16 protein-coding genes and 1 tRNA gene are annotated in these 16,195 nt (G+C 25.6%); 15 read left to right on the plus strand and 2 right to left on the minus strand.

The annotated features are described in order from the left end of the window. The first annotated feature begins 10 nt into the window (after positions 1 to 10). Positions 11 to 1,591 carry a nucleoside kinase gene (locus N3D74_00340; GenBank protein ID MCX8094633.1) on the plus strand — a complete coding sequence of 527 codons (1,581 nt, stop codon included), beginning with the start codon at positions 11 to 13 and terminating at the stop codon, positions 1,589 to 1,591. Here the strand turns inward: N3D74_00340 and uvrC are convergent. Further along, the gene (gene uvrC / locus N3D74_00345; protein ID MCX8094634.1) at positions 1,588 to 3,195 is read right to left on the minus strand and encodes an excinuclease ABC subunit UvrC; all 1,608 of its coding nucleotides are present in this window, start codon (positions 3,193 to 3,195) and stop codon (positions 1,588 to 1,590) included. The two genes, N3D74_00340 and uvrC, sit on opposite strands and share 4 nt — an antisense overlap. A 30-nt stretch (positions 3,196 to 3,225) precedes the next feature. Here uvrC and miaA point away from each other — a divergent pair, with 30 nt between their 5' ends. From miaA to N3D74_00360, 3 genes are read left to right on the plus strand one after another with little or no spacing between them, the layout of a single operon-like run. Next, entirely contained in the window at positions 3,226 to 4,137 is a 912-nt protein-coding gene (miaA, locus tag N3D74_00350; protein MCX8094635.1) for a tRNA (adenosine(37)-N6)-dimethylallyltransferase MiaA, read from the plus strand. Continuing rightward, positions 4,125 to 5,333, plus strand: a complete 1,209-nt coding sequence (locus N3D74_00355) for a methionine gamma-lyase family protein (protein ID MCX8094636.1) — start codon at positions 4,125 to 4,127, stop codon at positions 5,331 to 5,333. Before miaA ends, N3D74_00355 begins: the two co-directional genes overlap by 13 nt. A gap of 12 nt (positions 5,334 to 5,345) precedes the next feature. Then, positions 5,346 to 6,881 carry a diguanylate cyclase gene (locus N3D74_00360; protein MCX8094637.1) on the plus strand — a complete coding sequence of 512 codons (1,536 nt, stop codon included), beginning with the start codon at positions 5,346 to 5,348 and terminating at the stop codon, positions 6,879 to 6,881. On the opposite strand, the gene N3D74_00365 is transcribed toward N3D74_00360, so the two are convergent. Continuing rightward, a complete protein-coding gene (locus N3D74_00365) occupies positions 6,875 to 7,471 on the minus strand; it encodes a cyclodeaminase/cyclohydrolase family protein (protein ID MCX8094638.1) in 597 nt (198 codons plus the stop codon). The genes N3D74_00360 and N3D74_00365 overlap by 7 nt on opposite strands. An 80-nt stretch (positions 7,472 to 7,551) precedes the next feature. Between N3D74_00365 and N3D74_00370 the strand changes: the two genes are divergently transcribed. The 11 genes from N3D74_00370 (at position 7,552) to N3D74_00420 (ending at position 16,189) form a co-directional block, all read left to right on the plus strand. Beyond that, positions 7,552 to 7,749 (plus strand): ferredoxin family protein, encoded by a 198-nt coding sequence (locus N3D74_00370; GenBank protein ID MCX8094639.1) that lies wholly within the window; start codon positions 7,552 to 7,554, stop codon positions 7,747 to 7,749. 35 nt (positions 7,750 to 7,784) lie between these two features. Next, positions 7,785 to 7,877: transfer RNA gene (locus N3D74_00375), tRNA-Ser, on the plus strand. An 11-nt stretch (positions 7,878 to 7,888) separates the two neighbouring features. Beyond that, a complete protein-coding gene (locus N3D74_00380; protein MCX8094640.1) occupies positions 7,889 to 8,872 on the plus strand; it encodes a TGS domain-containing protein in 984 nt (327 codons plus the stop codon). After that, positions 8,869 to 9,723, plus strand: a complete 855-nt coding sequence (locus N3D74_00385) for a hypothetical protein (GenBank protein MCX8094641.1) — start codon at positions 8,869 to 8,871, stop codon at positions 9,721 to 9,723. The genes N3D74_00380 and N3D74_00385 overlap by 4 nt, the downstream gene beginning before the upstream one ends. Before the next feature lie 33 nt (positions 9,724 to 9,756). Further along, positions 9,757 to 10,926 carry an MFS transporter gene (locus N3D74_00390; GenBank protein MCX8094642.1) on the plus strand — a complete coding sequence of 390 codons (1,170 nt, stop codon included), beginning with the start codon at positions 9,757 to 9,759 and terminating at the stop codon, positions 10,924 to 10,926. A gap of 7 nt (positions 10,927 to 10,933) precedes the next feature. Next, positions 10,934 to 12,160: a threonine synthase gene (gene thrC, locus N3D74_00395; GenBank protein MCX8094643.1), complete on the plus strand. Its 1,227-nt coding sequence runs from the start codon at positions 10,934 to 10,936 to the stop codon at positions 12,158 to 12,160. Positions 12,161 to 12,199: 39 nt separating this feature from the next. Continuing rightward, positions 12,200 to 12,565 carry a hypothetical protein gene (locus tag N3D74_00400; GenBank protein ID MCX8094644.1) on the plus strand — a complete coding sequence of 122 codons (366 nt, stop codon included), beginning with the start codon at positions 12,200 to 12,202 and terminating at the stop codon, positions 12,563 to 12,565. Further along, on the plus strand, positions 12,565 to 13,638 hold the full coding sequence (locus N3D74_00405) for a M20/M25/M40 family metallo-hydrolase (GenBank protein MCX8094645.1): 1,074 nt from the start codon (positions 12,565 to 12,567) through the stop codon (positions 13,636 to 13,638). The genes N3D74_00400 and N3D74_00405 overlap by 1 nt, the downstream gene beginning before the upstream one ends. Further along, on the plus strand, positions 13,638 to 14,168 hold the full coding sequence (locus N3D74_00410; GenBank protein ID MCX8094646.1) for an NUDIX hydrolase: 531 nt from the start codon (positions 13,638 to 13,640) through the stop codon (positions 14,166 to 14,168). The genes N3D74_00405 and N3D74_00410 overlap by 1 nt, the downstream gene beginning before the upstream one ends. Further along, entirely contained in the window at positions 14,146 to 15,063 is a 918-nt protein-coding gene (gene xerD / locus N3D74_00415) for a site-specific tyrosine recombinase XerD (protein ID MCX8094647.1), read from the plus strand. The genes N3D74_00410 and xerD overlap by 23 nt, the downstream gene beginning before the upstream one ends. Further along, complete coding sequence (locus tag N3D74_00420; GenBank protein MCX8094648.1) at positions 15,032 to 16,189, plus strand: phosphopentomutase; 1,158 nt, start codon at positions 15,032 to 15,034, stop codon at positions 16,187 to 16,189. The genes xerD and N3D74_00420 overlap by 32 nt, the downstream gene beginning before the upstream one ends. The last annotated feature ends 6 nt before the right edge of the window (positions 16,190 to 16,195 follow it).

A 16,195-nucleotide genomic window follows, 5' to 3' on the forward strand; every position in this document is an offset into this window, starting at 1 on the left:
AATTAAAAAGATGAGAAGAAGATTAATAGATTTAATCAATGAAATAGATTATCCATTTACTTCTGCAATTGTAAATAATAGAAGAGTTGGTTTTTTAGATGAGATAGAGGAAAATTCTTCTTTTAAGTTGTTGGACATACAGGATATGGAAGGAATGAGAACATATGAGAGAACAATAACTTTTTTAGTCTCTTATCTTTTTAATACACTATACAATCTTACAGTTCAAATAAAATATTCATACGGAGATGGAATTTTTGGAGAAATTATTGAAAATAAAAATATAAAAAATCTTATTTTAAATATAAAAAATGAATTAATAAAAATTATAAATAACGATTATTATTTAAAAAAACAAGATTTAAGAAAAGAAGACGCCATAAAACTTCTTTCAAATTCAAAAGGAAATTTTGAACCAAAACTTTTTAAATATCTTTCGAAGGATATTATTACTGTCTATTCAATTAATAATTATTATTCATATTTTTTAGGACCTCTTCTTCCAAGAACTGGAATGATTAAAGTTTTTGACATTAAACCATATAGGAATGGATTTTTAATACTTTTACCAGATAAAAAGGATAAATATAAAGTAGGAGATATTGATAAAAGAGAGAAACTTTTTAACACTTTTGAAGAATCACAAAATTGGATAAATACATTAGGAATAAGATTTGTTGGTGATTTAAATGAAAAGATAATTAAAAATGAAATTTTAGATTTAATTTTAATTCAAGAAGTACTTCATGAAAAGAAAATAAAAGAAATAGGAGATCTTATTTTTGATAGAAAAAGTAAAATAATTTTAATTGCTGGACCATCTTCTTCTGGAAAAACAACATTTACAAAAAAATTATCAATCTATTTAAGAGTTATAGGTTTAAAACCAATAATTTTATCAACAGACGATTATTTTCTTGACAGAGATAAAACCCCATTAAATGAATGTGGAGAGCCTGATTACGAAACTATTGAAGCAATAGATTATAAATTTTTACAAAAAAATATTAATGAAATTTTAAGTGGCAAAAAAATTCAATCTCCAAAATTTAATTTTACTATTGGTAAAAGAGTTAAAGGGCAAGAGATTGAACCACAAGATAATATGGTTATTTTAATAGAAGGTCTTCATTCATTAAACCCTATTTTAACAGATGAGATTGATGATAAATTAAAATTTAAAATTTATATTTCAGCATTAACTCAAATAAATTTCGATAATTTGAATAGAATTCCAACCAGAGACTTAAGATTAATTAGAAGAATAGTAAGAGATGCTGTGTTTAGGAAAATTTCTCCAAAAGAGACAATTAAAAATTGGAAAAATGTAACTCAGGGTGAAGAGAAGTATATTTTCCCATATCAAGAAAGTGTTGATATAATGTTTAACTCATCACTTTTCTATGAACTTCCAATTTTAAAATATTATGCTGAAAGACATCTTTTAGGAATTGATGAAAGAGATGATGAATATGTTAAAGCAAATATTCTATTAAATTTTTTAGCTCACTTTGTTCCTTTACAACCAATTGATGTGCCTAAAACTTCAATTTTAAGAGAATTTATTGGTGAAGGTTCTTTTAAATATTAACCTTTTAACTCACCCTCTCTTAATAACTTTTCAAAATAACTTTTTGCAAATCTATGAGCCTCATCTCTTATTTTTTGAAATAAATGAAGAACATCACTATTTTTAGGAAGTATTATCTCATTCTCAAAATCCTCAAAATAGATAATTTCATTTTCTTTGGCAATTGAAATGAATTTATATTTTAAATTCAATTCTCTTTTTATTTTAACTGCAACATTTAATTGACCCCTTCCCCCATCTATTAAAATTAAATCTGGCTCCCAAGAAAATTTTTTATCTCCAACATGCGAAAATCTTCTTAGAAATACTTCTTTAAGCATTCCATAATCATCAGGACCTTTTGTAAATTTTATTTTAAATTTTCTATAATACTCCTTTTTAGGTAAACCATTATGAAAAACAACAAGTGAACCAACAGCATATTGACCCATAATATTTGAAATGTCATAACCTTCAATATATTCTGGAATTTTCTTTAAACCAAATAGATCTTTTATTTTGTTAAGTGTTTTCTCTTTTATTGGATATAAAATTTTATTTAAATGTTCTATTGCATTTTCTTTTGCTAATTCAATTACACTTTTTTCAAATTCACTTTTTGCTAATCTTATATTTATTTCTTTATTTGCCTTTTCTTTTAAAAATTTTTTAATTTCATCTTTTTTAGAAAGATTATAATTTGTAATTATTAAATCTGGTATTTCGACTTTTCTTGAATAATAAAGAGAAATAAAAGTAGAAATAATTTCTTTAGGATCGCTATCACCTATCATTTCATAAGGTTTCTCAAAAACAACTCTACCATTCCTTATTTCAAGATATTCTATTAAAATATTTTCATTTTCTTTTAAAAGATATATAGTATCAAATGATATGTTTTCATTTGTTAGAACTCTTTGTGAATAAAAAACTTTATCAATTGCCTTTATTGTATCTCTTATTGTTGCTGCTTTTTCAAATTGAAGTTTCTTTACATAACTATCCATTTGTGAGATAAGGGAGTCTTTTAATTTCTTATAATCACTTTTTATAAATAAAATAAAATCTTTAACAGATTTTTGATAATCTTCTTTAGTAATATTTCCAATACATGGACCACTACATTCACCAATATCGAAATAGATACATTTCTTTTTTGGAAGTTTTTTCACACATTTTCTTAATTTAAAAATTTTTCTTCCTAATGAAGCAACTCTTCTTAATGATTTAACATCAACAAAGGGACCAAAGTATAATGCATTATCATTCTTTAACCCCCTTTTTATTTCAATATAAGGAAAATCATCCATAACAATTTTTAAATATGGATAGGATTTATCATCTTTCAATCTAATGTTATATTTAGGTTTATGCTTTTTTATTAAATTTGCTTCTAAAAGAAGGGCTTCAGAGGGTGACGATGTGATGATATAATCAAAATAACAAATTGATTCTCTTAAAATTTTATCTTTTGGAAAAACTATATTTTTTGTGTCAAGATAACTTCTTAATCTTTCTTTAAGAGAAGTTGCTTTTCCAACATAAATTACTTCATTTTTTTCATTATAAAAAATATAAACTCCTGAACCTTCAGGAACTTTTATAAGATCTTCTGGCCATTTCATATTCTCAATATTCATTGTATTATAAAATAGATGAAAAGAGTAATTTATATTGGTGGACCAACTGGAGTAGGGAAAAGTGAAGTTGGTATAAAACTTGCTAAAAAAATCAATGGAGAAATTTTATCATGTGATGCTTTTCAAATATATAAATTTATGGATATAGGTACGAACAAAATTAAAAAAGAAGAAATGGAAGGAGTACCACATCACATGATTGACATAATTAATCCAAATGAAGAATTTTCTAGTGCTCTTTATAAAGAAATTGGATTAAAAAAAATAGATGAAATAATAAACAGGAAAAAATTACCAATAATTGTTGGTGGGACTGGTTTATATTTAAGAACTCTTTTATATTTTGAACCACCAGAAAAAAATGAAAGTATTAGAAATTTTTTGTTAGAAAGAGTTGAAAAAGAGGGTTTACAATCTCTTTATGATGAATTACAAATAGTTGATCCTGATTATGCTAATAAAATTTCAAAGAATGATAAGAAAAGAATTGTTAGAGCACTTGAAGTTTATTATATTTATAAAAAACCATTTTCATCATTTCAAAACAAAATAGAAAGATTCGAAAGTCTTAAATTTGCTTTAATAATGGATAGAAAACTTCTTTATGAAAGAATTGAAAGAAGAGTTGAAAAAATGTTTAAAAGTGGTTTAATTGATGAGGTTAAATATATTGAAGAAAATTTCGGATTTTCAAAAACCTCAATTAAAGCTATTGGATATCAAGAAATTTTAAAATATCTAAAAGGTGAAATTACTCTTGATAATTGTAAAAAAGAGATCATAAAAAAAACAAAAGAATATGCAAGAAAACAAATAATTTGGTTAAAAAAAGAAAAAGATATAATTTTTATTAATATTCAGGATAAAGATATTGAAAGAGTTGTAAAAGATATTTTAGAAATTGTGAGGAATAAATGGATGAATTAATAAGAGAAGTTGAAAATGAAATTCAAGATAAGATAAAAGAATATGAAAAATTAAAAGAAAAAAACTTTATTAAAGTAATTGATGCATTTAGAGAATTTAAAGTTAGAGAAAGTGATTTTTGCGATTCATCTGGTTATGGATTTGGAGATACTGGAAGAGACAAACTCGAATTAATATTTTCTAAAATATTTGAAACTGAAGACTCTTTAGTAAGATCTCAAATATCATCTGGTTCTCATGCAATTTCAATTGTTCTATTTTCAATTTTAAAACCTGGTGATGAATTACTTTCGATAACAGGAGAACCATATGATACTATACAAAGAATTATTGGAATTAAAGAATCCCCTCTTTCATTAAAAGATATTAATGTTGAATATAAAGAAGTAGATTTAATTAATAAACCTATAAATCTAAAAAAGTTTATATCTAAAAAAACAAAAGTAATTTTTATTCAAAAATCAATGGGTTATAGTGGAAAAAGAAAAACATTAAAAAATGAGGAGATAAAAAATTATGTTAGAGAAATAAGAGAAATTAAAGAAGATGTAATAATTTTTGTTGATAATTGTTATGGTGAGTTCGTAGAAGAAAAGGAACCAACTGCATTTGGTGTTGATTTAATAGCAGGTTCAATGACAAAAAACCCAGGAGGAGGTATAACTCCATTCGGTGGTTATATTGCAGGAAGGAAAAACCTAATTGAAAAATGCGCATCTTTAATTTCGTCTCCTGGCATAGGAAAACATGGAGGAGCCCAAATAGGTTTCAAAAAGTTAGCATTTATGGGTTTATATTTTGCCCCTCATGTTGTAGGTGAAGCACTTAAAGGAATAACTTTTGTTTCGAGTTTACTATCAAAACTTAATTTTGATATATTCCCAAAATGGAATGAAAAAAGAGGAGATACACTTCTTGGAATAAAGTTTAAAAATAGAGAAAATTTAATTAAGTTTGCTCAGTTGGTTCAAAAATTTTCACCTATAGATTCAGATGTTTATCTAGAGCCAATCAAAGAAGATTTTTTTAATCATGAAGTAATAATGGCAGCAGGAACATTTACACAGGGTTCTTCAATTGAATTTTCTTTTGATGCCCCAATTAAAGAACCATATATAGGTTATTTACAGGGTGGACTTTTTTATGAACAGATAAAGTATAGTATAATTAAAGTAGTTGAAACTTTTTTAAAATAGAAGGAATTTATTATGCAAATTTTTTTAATTAGTTTGATATTTTTATTAATTTTTTTAATAGTTTATTTTGTATTGAAATATAATATCTCAAAAAAAATTTATTTTTATGAAAATAAAATTGAGAATATATATAAATTATCAGAATTAACAATAAGTGAAAACAATTTAGATTTACTTTTTTTAAAAATTTCTAATTATATTTATAAAGTTTTGGGTTTTAAAAACATTTTTATCTATTTGTTTGATGAAGAAACAAATGAATTGGTCTTAAAAGGAACATATAATTCAAGAATGAATGAAATTAACAAAAAAAGGATAAAACTTGGAGAAGGAATTTTGTCCAAAGTTTTTGAAACAAAAAATTGGTTATATGTAGATGATGTTGGTAAAGAAAAAAATTATATAAAAGTAGTTGAAGGCATGAAATCAGAATTTGTTTACCCTTTAAAAATTAAAGGTAATATTATAGGTGTTTTAGGAATTGAAAGTGATAAAAGTTTAGATAAAACTGAGATAGATTTATTAATAACAATTGGAAATATATTAAATATATCAATTGAAAGAATTTATTCAATTAATGAAATTGAAGAAAAATTAAAATCTATAAACACTATAAATCAAATATCAAATTATTTTCTTTCTTCTTTAAATACTATGGATGTTTTGAATAAAATTGTCTATATTTTAGTAAATAATTTTGGATATGAAAAAGTGGGGTTAGTAATAAAAGTTGATAATAAATTAAAAGAAATAATAAATTATGGATTCAATATAAAAAATTTCGAAATAGATATAAATTCTCCAAAAGGAATAGTAACTAAAGCATTTAGGGAAAAAAGGACAATACTTGTTAATGATGTAACAAAAGATCCTGATTATATTGAAGATTTAGATACTAAATCAGAACTGGCAACTCCAATTTTTTACGAGAATGAACCTATTGGTATTATTAATATCGAATCAAAAAAATTAAATAGATTCTCTGAAAGTGATGTTTTACTTATAGAAACATTATCAAACACTATTGGAGTTGCATTAATGAATGCAAAACTCTATGAAGAAACGAAAAAACTAAGTTTAATAGATGAATTAACAGGATTAGGAAATTTGAGGTTTTTAAAAGAAACTGTTGATAAAGAATTTGAAAAAGCTAAAAGGTATAATCTTTCTCTTTCAATTATTTTTTTTGATCTTGATAATTTCAAAAAAATCAATGATACAAAAGGACATCAAGTTGGAAGTTTAATTTTAGTTAATGTTGCAAGAATTATACAGAGAATAATTAGAAAATCAGATTATGCATTTAGATATGGTGGTGATGAATTTGTTATAGTATTACCTTTAACAGACAAAGAGGGTTCTAAAAAAATTGCCGAAAGATTAAAAGAGGAGATTAATGTAAATGAAATAGAAGGAATAAAAATAACAGCAAGTATTGGAATATCAACTTATCCTGAGGATGCTTCTAATCCATTTGAACTTCTTGAAAAAGCAGATAAATATGCTTATCTCTCAAAATCACTCGGAGGTGATAGAGTTTATTATTGATTTAAAATATTTATTACCTCATTTAAACTTTTATCACAAAATTCTATAATTTCATCTTTAATTTTTTCACATTCAAAATTAACTTTATTAACAAAATTTTCATCTTTGATAGATTTAATATTTATTTTTACATTCAAATAAGAAGATAAAACTCCGCTTTTTAAACATAAAATAGCAACTCCAATATCAGATATTGCATTTCTATTTCCTTCTTTTAATAAGATTTCAATATATGATAATAAACTATTAGCAAGTTTCATACTTTTAAATGGAATTTCTGTTGCCCTTTTTAACGCATCTTGAATTTTTTCCCTTCTTATCTTCTTTTCTTCTTCTGTTTCTTTAGGTAGCTTATAAGCATTCATTACAAAATTAAATGATTCTTCATCTTCAAATGATAATTTTAAAAATTCATCTCTCAATTTAATTAAATTTTCAATATGATTGTCTAAACCTTTTGATAAACCACAAACCATTGATAATAAACTTGCTGAAAAAGAAAGCATAATATCACCAACACTACCACCTCCTGGTGTGGGTGATGCTGATGATAAAGATTCGATATACTCTTTTAAAGTTCTATTCTCCATAATTACCTCCTCTTTTAAAAAATTATATCTAAATTAAATATTATGATAAAATATCTTTAGACAATTTTTAGGAGGTGTTTATGCCTGGACCTATTATTGACCATGAAAAATGTAATGGTGATGAAGAGTGCTACAATGTCTGCCCTGCAGATCCAAATGTATTTGAAATTAGAGGAGAAGGTTCAGATAAAAAATCATATGTTGTACATCCAGAAGCTTGTATTGAATGTGGACTATGTGTTGACGCGTGTCCTACTGGCGCAATAACATTGGAGTAAATTATTTTTTAGAGGGGATGACTCCCCTCAAAATAGGATGGGTGGCCGAGTGGTTGAAGGCACCGCACTTGAAATGCGGTAGGTGGGTAAACCCTGCCTCGCGGGTTCGAATCCCGCCCCATCCGCCAAATATTTTAATATGCCTGCAAATTTACCGCCTCAATTCTATGACTTAGAAAAAGAATATAGAGAAAAGAAAACAATTCAAGAAAAAATTGAAGTTCTTAAAAAAATGTATGCAATTATGCCCAAACACAAGGGGACAGATAAATTGCAAGCAGAAATTAAAGCTAAAATTTCTAAATTAAAAGAAGAATTAGAATTTCAAAAGAAAAATAAAGGTAAAAGAAGCTCTTTTTATATAGAAAGAGAAGGTGCAGGTCAAGTAACTCTTGTTGGACCACCTAATTCAGGAAAATCAACACTTTTTTATCTCCTTTCATCTGTACCATCAGAAATTGGAGATTATCCATTTACAACTAAAACTCCTGTTGTTGGAATGGTGCCTTATGAAGATATTAAAATTCAATTTATAGATCTTCCTCCTGTTAATGAAGATTGTGATTATATTATTTTTGATATTATAAGAAATTCTGACTTAATTTTAATAGTTCTATCGTTTGAAATGAATATAAATTATGAGTTAGATAAAATATTAAAAATTCTTGAGGATAAGGGTATAAAGCTTCTAGGAGAAGGTTTAAGTGAAGATTATCTTTTTGGACCATTAAATAAAAGAGGTTTAATTTTTATAAATAAATGTGATTTAATATCAAAAGAGGAAATAGATAACAAAATAAAAAATATTAATACTCTTATTCCAATTGTATATGGTTCATCAGAATCAATAATAAATATTGAAGAACTTATTAAAAAAATTTTTGAGGGATTAAATATAATAAGAGTTTACACTAAAGAGCCAGGTAAGCCTCCTGATATGACAGATCCATTAATTTTAAAAAAAGGAGCAACAGTTTTAGATGCTGCATATAAATTGCATAAAGAAATTGCTAAAAATTTAAAATATGCAAGATTGTGGGGTTCAAGTAGATTTGAAGGACAACAAGTTAATAGAGATTATATTTTACAAGATAAAGATATAGTTGAATTTCACACAAAGTGAAAAAATTTAAAATTATTTTTTTTCTAATCTTACTTTTAATAATAATCTACATTTTTTTAACTACTGATATTCAAACTTTTTTAAAAATTTATTATATTCAATTGTTAACAATATTGTTCATATACATTATTTTGAATATTGTATTAAAGAGAGGAAGATATTTAATTCTTATATTGTTTTTATCTACTATAATTTTTTATTTTTTTATCTATCCTAATTACATTGAGAAAAGAGTTTTATATTCTGAAATTTTTAAAGAAGAAAGTGATGTTAAGTTAATAAATATAGATTTAAAAATTGAAAATGGAAATTTAAAAATATTAGGTGAAAAAATAAATAAAGATTTTATATTTGATTATTCATCTTATAAAAAGGTTTATCTATTTAAAAAAGTTTTAAATAAAAATATAAATTATTTACTAATTCAAAATAGTATTATAAAAAAAGATTTATATGATTCAAATGAATATAATTTAATTGTTAATAATGATAAAAATCTTTATTTAACTATTCAAGGAAAGTCTATTTTTTATGATCTTGATTTTTCAGATATTCTTTTAAATAGATTAAATATTAAATCTAATTCTTCATTTTTAGAATTAAAATTACCTCAAAATGCAAATAATTTATTTTTAAATTTAAATCTGAAACCATCTTTTATAAAAATAGGGCTAAGAAAAAATTTTTATATAGAAATAAAATTAAATGTTAAAAATACAAAATTTAATCTTAAAGATTTGGGATTTAAAATAAAAAATAAGAATGAATATTACTTTAATGGGGGAGAAAATAAAGTTTATATTGAAATAAATTCATATTCTTCTTTTTTAGAATTTTATTTTTTAGATTAAAATAAGATTATATGTATTATATAGGAGGTATTAATGTTTAATGTTATATTAACTGGATTAACCTCTTTTTTAACAGATATAAGTACTGAAATGTTTTATCCACTAATTTCACTTTATATTGTTGCTCTTGGTGGAGGACCAGAAATTATAGGATTGATTGAAGGAATTGCAGAAAGTTTAGCAAGTTTACTTAAAGTTTTCTCTGGAAATATATCAGACATGATTAAAAAAAGAAAAATACTTGCAATTTTTGGTTATTCATTTTCGGTTATAGGAAAAATTTTTATGTATTTTGCTAGTGGATGGGGAGGGGTTTTTACTGGAAGAGTTATTGATAGAATAGGAAAAGGAATAAGAACTGCCCCAAGAGATGCTCTTATTGCTGAATCAGTAAATGAAAAAAGAGGTAGAGCATTTGGAATTCACAGAACAATGGACACACTTGGTGCTTTTCTCGGTGTTCTTATTTCATTATATCTGATAAATAGATTTGAATTATTATCAATTGAGACGAATAAAAATACAATATCAAATTATTTACCTATATTTAAATATATTATTTTAATAAGTATAATACCTGGGGTTTTAGGTGTATTGTTTTTATTTTTTGTTAAAGAAACTGCAACCGGTTTGCCTTTAGGTAAGAAAATTATATTAAATTTAAAAATTATTCCAAAGAAATTAAGGGGTTTTCTTCTAGTTACTCTTATTTTTACATTTGGAAATTCATCAAATCAATTTTTACTATTAAAAGCTAAAAATATAGGTTTCTCTATTATATCAGTTTTAACACTTTATCTTGTATATAATTTAACATATGCACTATTTTCATATCCACTTGGAAGATTATCTGATAGAATTGGTAGAAAATGGATAATAGTTTTAGGATATTTAATCTATGGGATTGTTTATATTTCCTATGCTTTTGCAAAAACTTCATTATCTCTTTATACTCTTTTTGCAATTTATGGACTATATATGGCATTTACAGAAGGTGTTGAAAAAGCTCTTATTTCAGATTTGTCACCACCAGAATTCAAAGGAAGTTTAATTGGATTGCATGCGACTCTTGTTGGAATTGGTTTATTTCCCGCTTCTTTAATAGGAGGATTACTTTGGCAATACATATCACCCCAAGCAACTTTTATATTTGGTGGAATTATGGGAATTTTTGCTTCAGTTGGAATGATATTGGTTATATAATTAAATCATGAGAAAGATAAAATTTTTAAAATGTATCCTCTGTGGAAATGAATATAAAGAAACAGAAGTCAAGTATACATGTCCAAAATGTGGAAAAGATGGTATTCTTTTTGTTGAACTTGATTATGAAAATATTGATTTTAAAAAGGAAAAACTTAAAGATAGGCCAAATAATATATTAAGATATCATGAACTATTACCAATTAATAATATTGAAAATACTCCACCTTTAAATGTTGGTATGACACCCCTTTATAAATCAAAAAGATTAAATGAATTTCTTGGTTTGACAAATTTATATATAAAAGATGATGGCAGAAACCCTACAGCTTCATTCAAAGATAGAGCATCTTTTATTGTTGTTATAAAAGCAATTGAACTTGGATATGATTCTATAACAACCGCTTCAACTGGAAATGCAGCTTCTTCAGTTGCTGGAATTGCAGCAAGTGTCGGCATTAAAACATATATATTTGTTCCAGAAACTGCACCAAGAGCAAAAATCGCTCAACTTCTTGCATTTGGAGCAAAAGTTTTTGCAGTTAAAGGTAGTTATGATGACTGTTTTGATTTATGTATAAAAGCCAGTGAAGAGTTTGGTTGGTACAATAGAAATACTGCTTATAATCCTTATACAATTGAAGGAAAGAAGAGTGTTTCTTTTGAATTATGGGAACAATTAGGTTTTGAAGTTCCAGATAAAATTTTTGTATCGGTTGGCGATGGTGTTATATATAGTGGTGTCTATAAAGGTTTTTATGATTTATATAAATTTAAATTGATAGATAAAATACCTCAAGTAATAGGTGTTCAAGCTGAAGGAGCATCTCCTATAGTTAAAGCATATATTGAAAATAAAGAGAAAGTAGAACCTATAAATAACCCAAAAACAGTTGCTGATTCAATATGTGTTGGTTATCCAAGAAATGGAAACATGGCTCTAAAATTAGCAAAAGAATATAATGGGATTTTTATTTCTGTTAAAGATGAAGAAATTTTGAATGCAATACCTCTTTTAGGAAAATTAACAGGAATATTTGGAGAGCCAGCTGGAGTCACTTCACTTGCAGGATTAATTAAGATGAAAAATGAAAACAAAATAAATGAACATGAAAAAATTGTTGTAATTATTTCAGGTAATGGATTAAAAGATATTGAGTCAGCAATAAAAAGTACAGGTGAACCTAATTATATCAATCTTGATATAAAAGAAATAAGAAAAATTATTTTATAAAATTTATAAAATAATATTTATTTAAAGGAGGTAAAAGAGATGGAGGAAACTTTTTGGGAAAAAATTAAAAAAGGTTTAAAGGTTGGTGCAGAAAAAACTAAGGAGTTAGCAGAAATTGCAAATCTTAAAGGTACTATTTTAATTCTAGAAAGTAAAAAGGGTGGGAAACTTAAAGAACTTGGAACAAAAGTTTATGATCTATTTAAACAAGGTAAAACAAAAGATGAAATTTTCGAATCAATTCAAACAATTTTTGATGAGATAAAGAAATTAGAAAACGAGATAAAGGAAAAAGAAGAAGAAATAGAAAAAATAAAATCTCAAAAGGGCATACAAGAGGAGGAGGTTAAAAAAATAGAAGAAGAGGTTAAAAAAGAGGTAAAAGAGGAAGAAAACAAACAATGATGAATGATGCAATAAAAAATTTTATTGAACTTTGTAAAATTCCTTCACCTTCTGGTAAAGAGGAAAAAGTAAGAGAAAAAATTATTGAACTTTATAAAGATCTAGGAGGTTGGAAAATAGATGATATAGGTAATATGTATTTAAAAGTTGGAAAAGGTAATAAAGCACTTCTATTAAATGCTCATATTGATACTGTACCAGTTGATAGTGATAATATTAATGTTATTTTGGAAAATGGGATAATTAAAACAGATGGAAAAACAATTTTAGGTGCTGATGATAAATCTGGTGTAATAGCAATTCTTGAAGGAGTTAAAAGAAAAAAAGATAATATTAAAGGAATTATTGATGTTGTCTTAACTGTTGAAGAAGAAACAGGTCTTAAAGGAGCCAAAGGTATAAATTTATCTTATATTGAAGCAAAAGAAGGTTATGTTTTTGATATGCATAATCCACCAGGAGAAATTGTTAGTGAATCACCATATCATAATACTTTTAAATTTTTTATTTATGGAAAAGCAGCACATGCTGGTGCAGAACCAGAAAAAGGAATAAATGCAATATTACTTGCATCTAAGGCTATAAATAGAATTAAGTTAGGAAAAATAGATAATGAAACAACTGCTAATATAGGAATAATAAAGGGTGGCAATGCAACAAATGTGATTCCAGATTATGTTGAAGTTCACGGTGAAGCAAGAAGTAGAGATGAAGAAAAATTGTTAAATTTAACAGATGAAATAATAAATATTTTTATTGAAGAGATCGAAAAAGGAGGAGGGAAATTAGATTATTATCTTAATAGAGAATATAATGGATATAAGTTTTCAGAAAACGATAAATTAATTGTCTTAATAAAAAAAGTTTTTGAGTCACTTAACATAAAACCAATAGTTAGACCAACTATGGGTGGTTCTGATTCAAATATATTTCATGAAAAAGGAATAGAAACAGTTGTTCTTTCATGTGGAATGATGAATGTTCACACAAAAGAAGAATATATAAAAATAGAAGATCTTCAAAAAAGCATTGATGTAGTAGAAAAGATTATAGATTTTTATTTTGAAGAATAATGGAAAAGAAGTTAAGCGAAAATCTAGTTTTTGATGGAAAACTAATAAAAGTTATTGAGAGAAAAGTTATCGTTAATGAAAATAAAGAAACTTATAGAGAAATAGTTATTCACCCTGGTGCAGTTGGAATTATTCCAATAACCAATGATAAAAACCTAATATTAGTTAAGCAGTATAGGTCACCTTTTGAAAAGGAACTTCTTGAAATTCCTGCAGGTAAATTAAAAAAAGGTGAAGACCCCCTAGTTTGTGCTCAAAGAGAACTTATGGAAGAAACAGGTTTTACTGGAGAGTTTAAAAAGATTGGAACTTTTTCCACCTCACCAGGCTTTACAAATGAAATAATTCATATTTTTTTATGCAAAAATGCATATTTTATATCTGATGAATTTAAACATGAAGGAGAAATTGAAAAGGTTGTTAAACTAACAATTGAAGAAGCATATAATCTTCTTTTAAAAGGAGATATAGAAGATCTTAAAACAGCTTTTTCAATATCATACATATATGAAAACTATAAATATATTTGAAACATTCTTCTCCTATCTTGAGTTTGAAAAAGAATTTTCTAAAAACACAATTGAATCTTATAAAAATGATCTAAATGATTTTAAAGAATTTCTTGATTTAATCAACAAAACACCTCAAGATATAGATAAAAAAGATTCTTTTAATTATTTAATCTTTTTATCTAAAAAGAAATTAAAGCCTTCATCCTTGAGAAGAAAAATATCTGCGTTAAGATCTTTTTATAGGTTTTTAATTAAAGAAGAGTTAATAGAAAAGGATCCCACGGTTGATTTAACATTTCCAAAAAACGAGAAAAGACTCCCACAAATTTTAACAGTTGAAGAAATTGATAAATTAATTGATGTGATAGATAACAAAACATTGAAAGGCAAAAGAGATAGAGCAATAGTTGAGCTATTATATAGTTCTGGCTTAAGAGTATCAGAGATAATCAATTTGAAAATTAAAGATTTAGATTTTGATAGTAATTATCTAAAGTGTTTTGGAAAAGGCAGTAAAGAAAGAATAGTACCTTTTGGAGATATTGCAAAAGCATATATAACAGATTATCTTAAAGAAAGAGAAAGATTAAATATTAATAGTGAATTTTTGTTCGTAAATAAAAAAGGTGAAAAATTGTTAAGACAATATATAAACAATTTTTTGAGAATATACTCAAAAAAGGCAAAACTTAAGAAAAAAGTTCATCCTCATATGTTGAGACACTCATTTGCAACTCATCTTCTTGAAAGAGGAGCTGATTTAAGAAGTGTTCAAGAACTTTTAGGACATGTTGATATCTCAACTACTCAAATTTATACACATTTAACAAAAGAATATTTAAGAGAAATATATTTAAATACACATCCTTTATGGAGGAAAAATGACAAAAAGAGTGATACTGGTGATTCTTGATGGAGTTGGAATTGGTGGAGCAAAAGATGCAAAAAAGTATGGAGATGAAAATAGCAATACATTACTTAATGTGATTGAAAAAACTGGAATTAAACTCCCAAATTTAACTAATTTAGGTATTTTAAATTTACTTTATAATATGAATATTGAAACATTAGGAAGTTATGGAATTTTAGAAGAAGAATCACCTGGAAAAGATACAACAACAGGACATTGGGAACTAATGGGTGTTAAACTTGAGAAGCCATTTCCTGTTTATCCAGATGGATTTCCTGAAGAAATAATTAAAGAATTTGAAAAAAGAATAGGAAGAAAGGTTTTATGGAATAAACCAGCATCTGGTACTGAAATTATAAAAAAATTAGGAGAAGAGCATATCAAAACAGGTTATCCTATTGTTTATACCTCTGCAGATTCAGTATTTCAAATTGCTGCACATGTTGATGTTATACCATTAAGTGAATTGTATAAAATGTGTGAAATTGCAAGAGAAATTTTAAAAGGAGAACATGCTGTTGCCAGAGTAATTGCAAGACCATTCTCAGGAGAAATAGGAAAATTTTATAGAACTCCTGATAGAAAAGATTATTCCCTTGAACCTCCAATTGATACACTCCTTGATATTTTAATAAAAAATGGGTTTAAAACTCTTGGTATTGGAAAAGTATATGATATTTTTGCAAAAAGAGGTTTTACAGAAATAATTCATATTGAAAATAATACAGAAAATATGGCAATTTTATTAAAAAAAACAATAGAAGAAGTTAATTTTTCTTTAATTTTTACAAATCTTGTTGATTTTGACATGAATTATGGACACAGAAGAGATTTATGGGGTTTTGCAAATGCTCTTTTAGAATTTGATGGTTTTCTTGGAAATTACTTAAAATGGCTTAAAGATGAGGATATTTTAATAATAACTGCAGATCATGGAAATGACCCAACTTTTTTAAAACATACAGATCATACGAGAGAAAATGTTCCAATAATTTTTTATGGAAAAGATATTAAAAAAAATAACTTTATAGGTATACACAAATTTTCAGATCTAGGTGCTACAATAGGTGAAATTTTCGGTGTAAAAACTCATTATGGTAAATCTTTTTTGGAAAGAATTATGGTATAATAGATA

The organism is Caldisericia bacterium (genome assembly GCA_026414995.1).
GTDB lineage: Bacteria > Caldisericota > Caldisericia > B22-G15 > B22-G15 > JAAYUH01.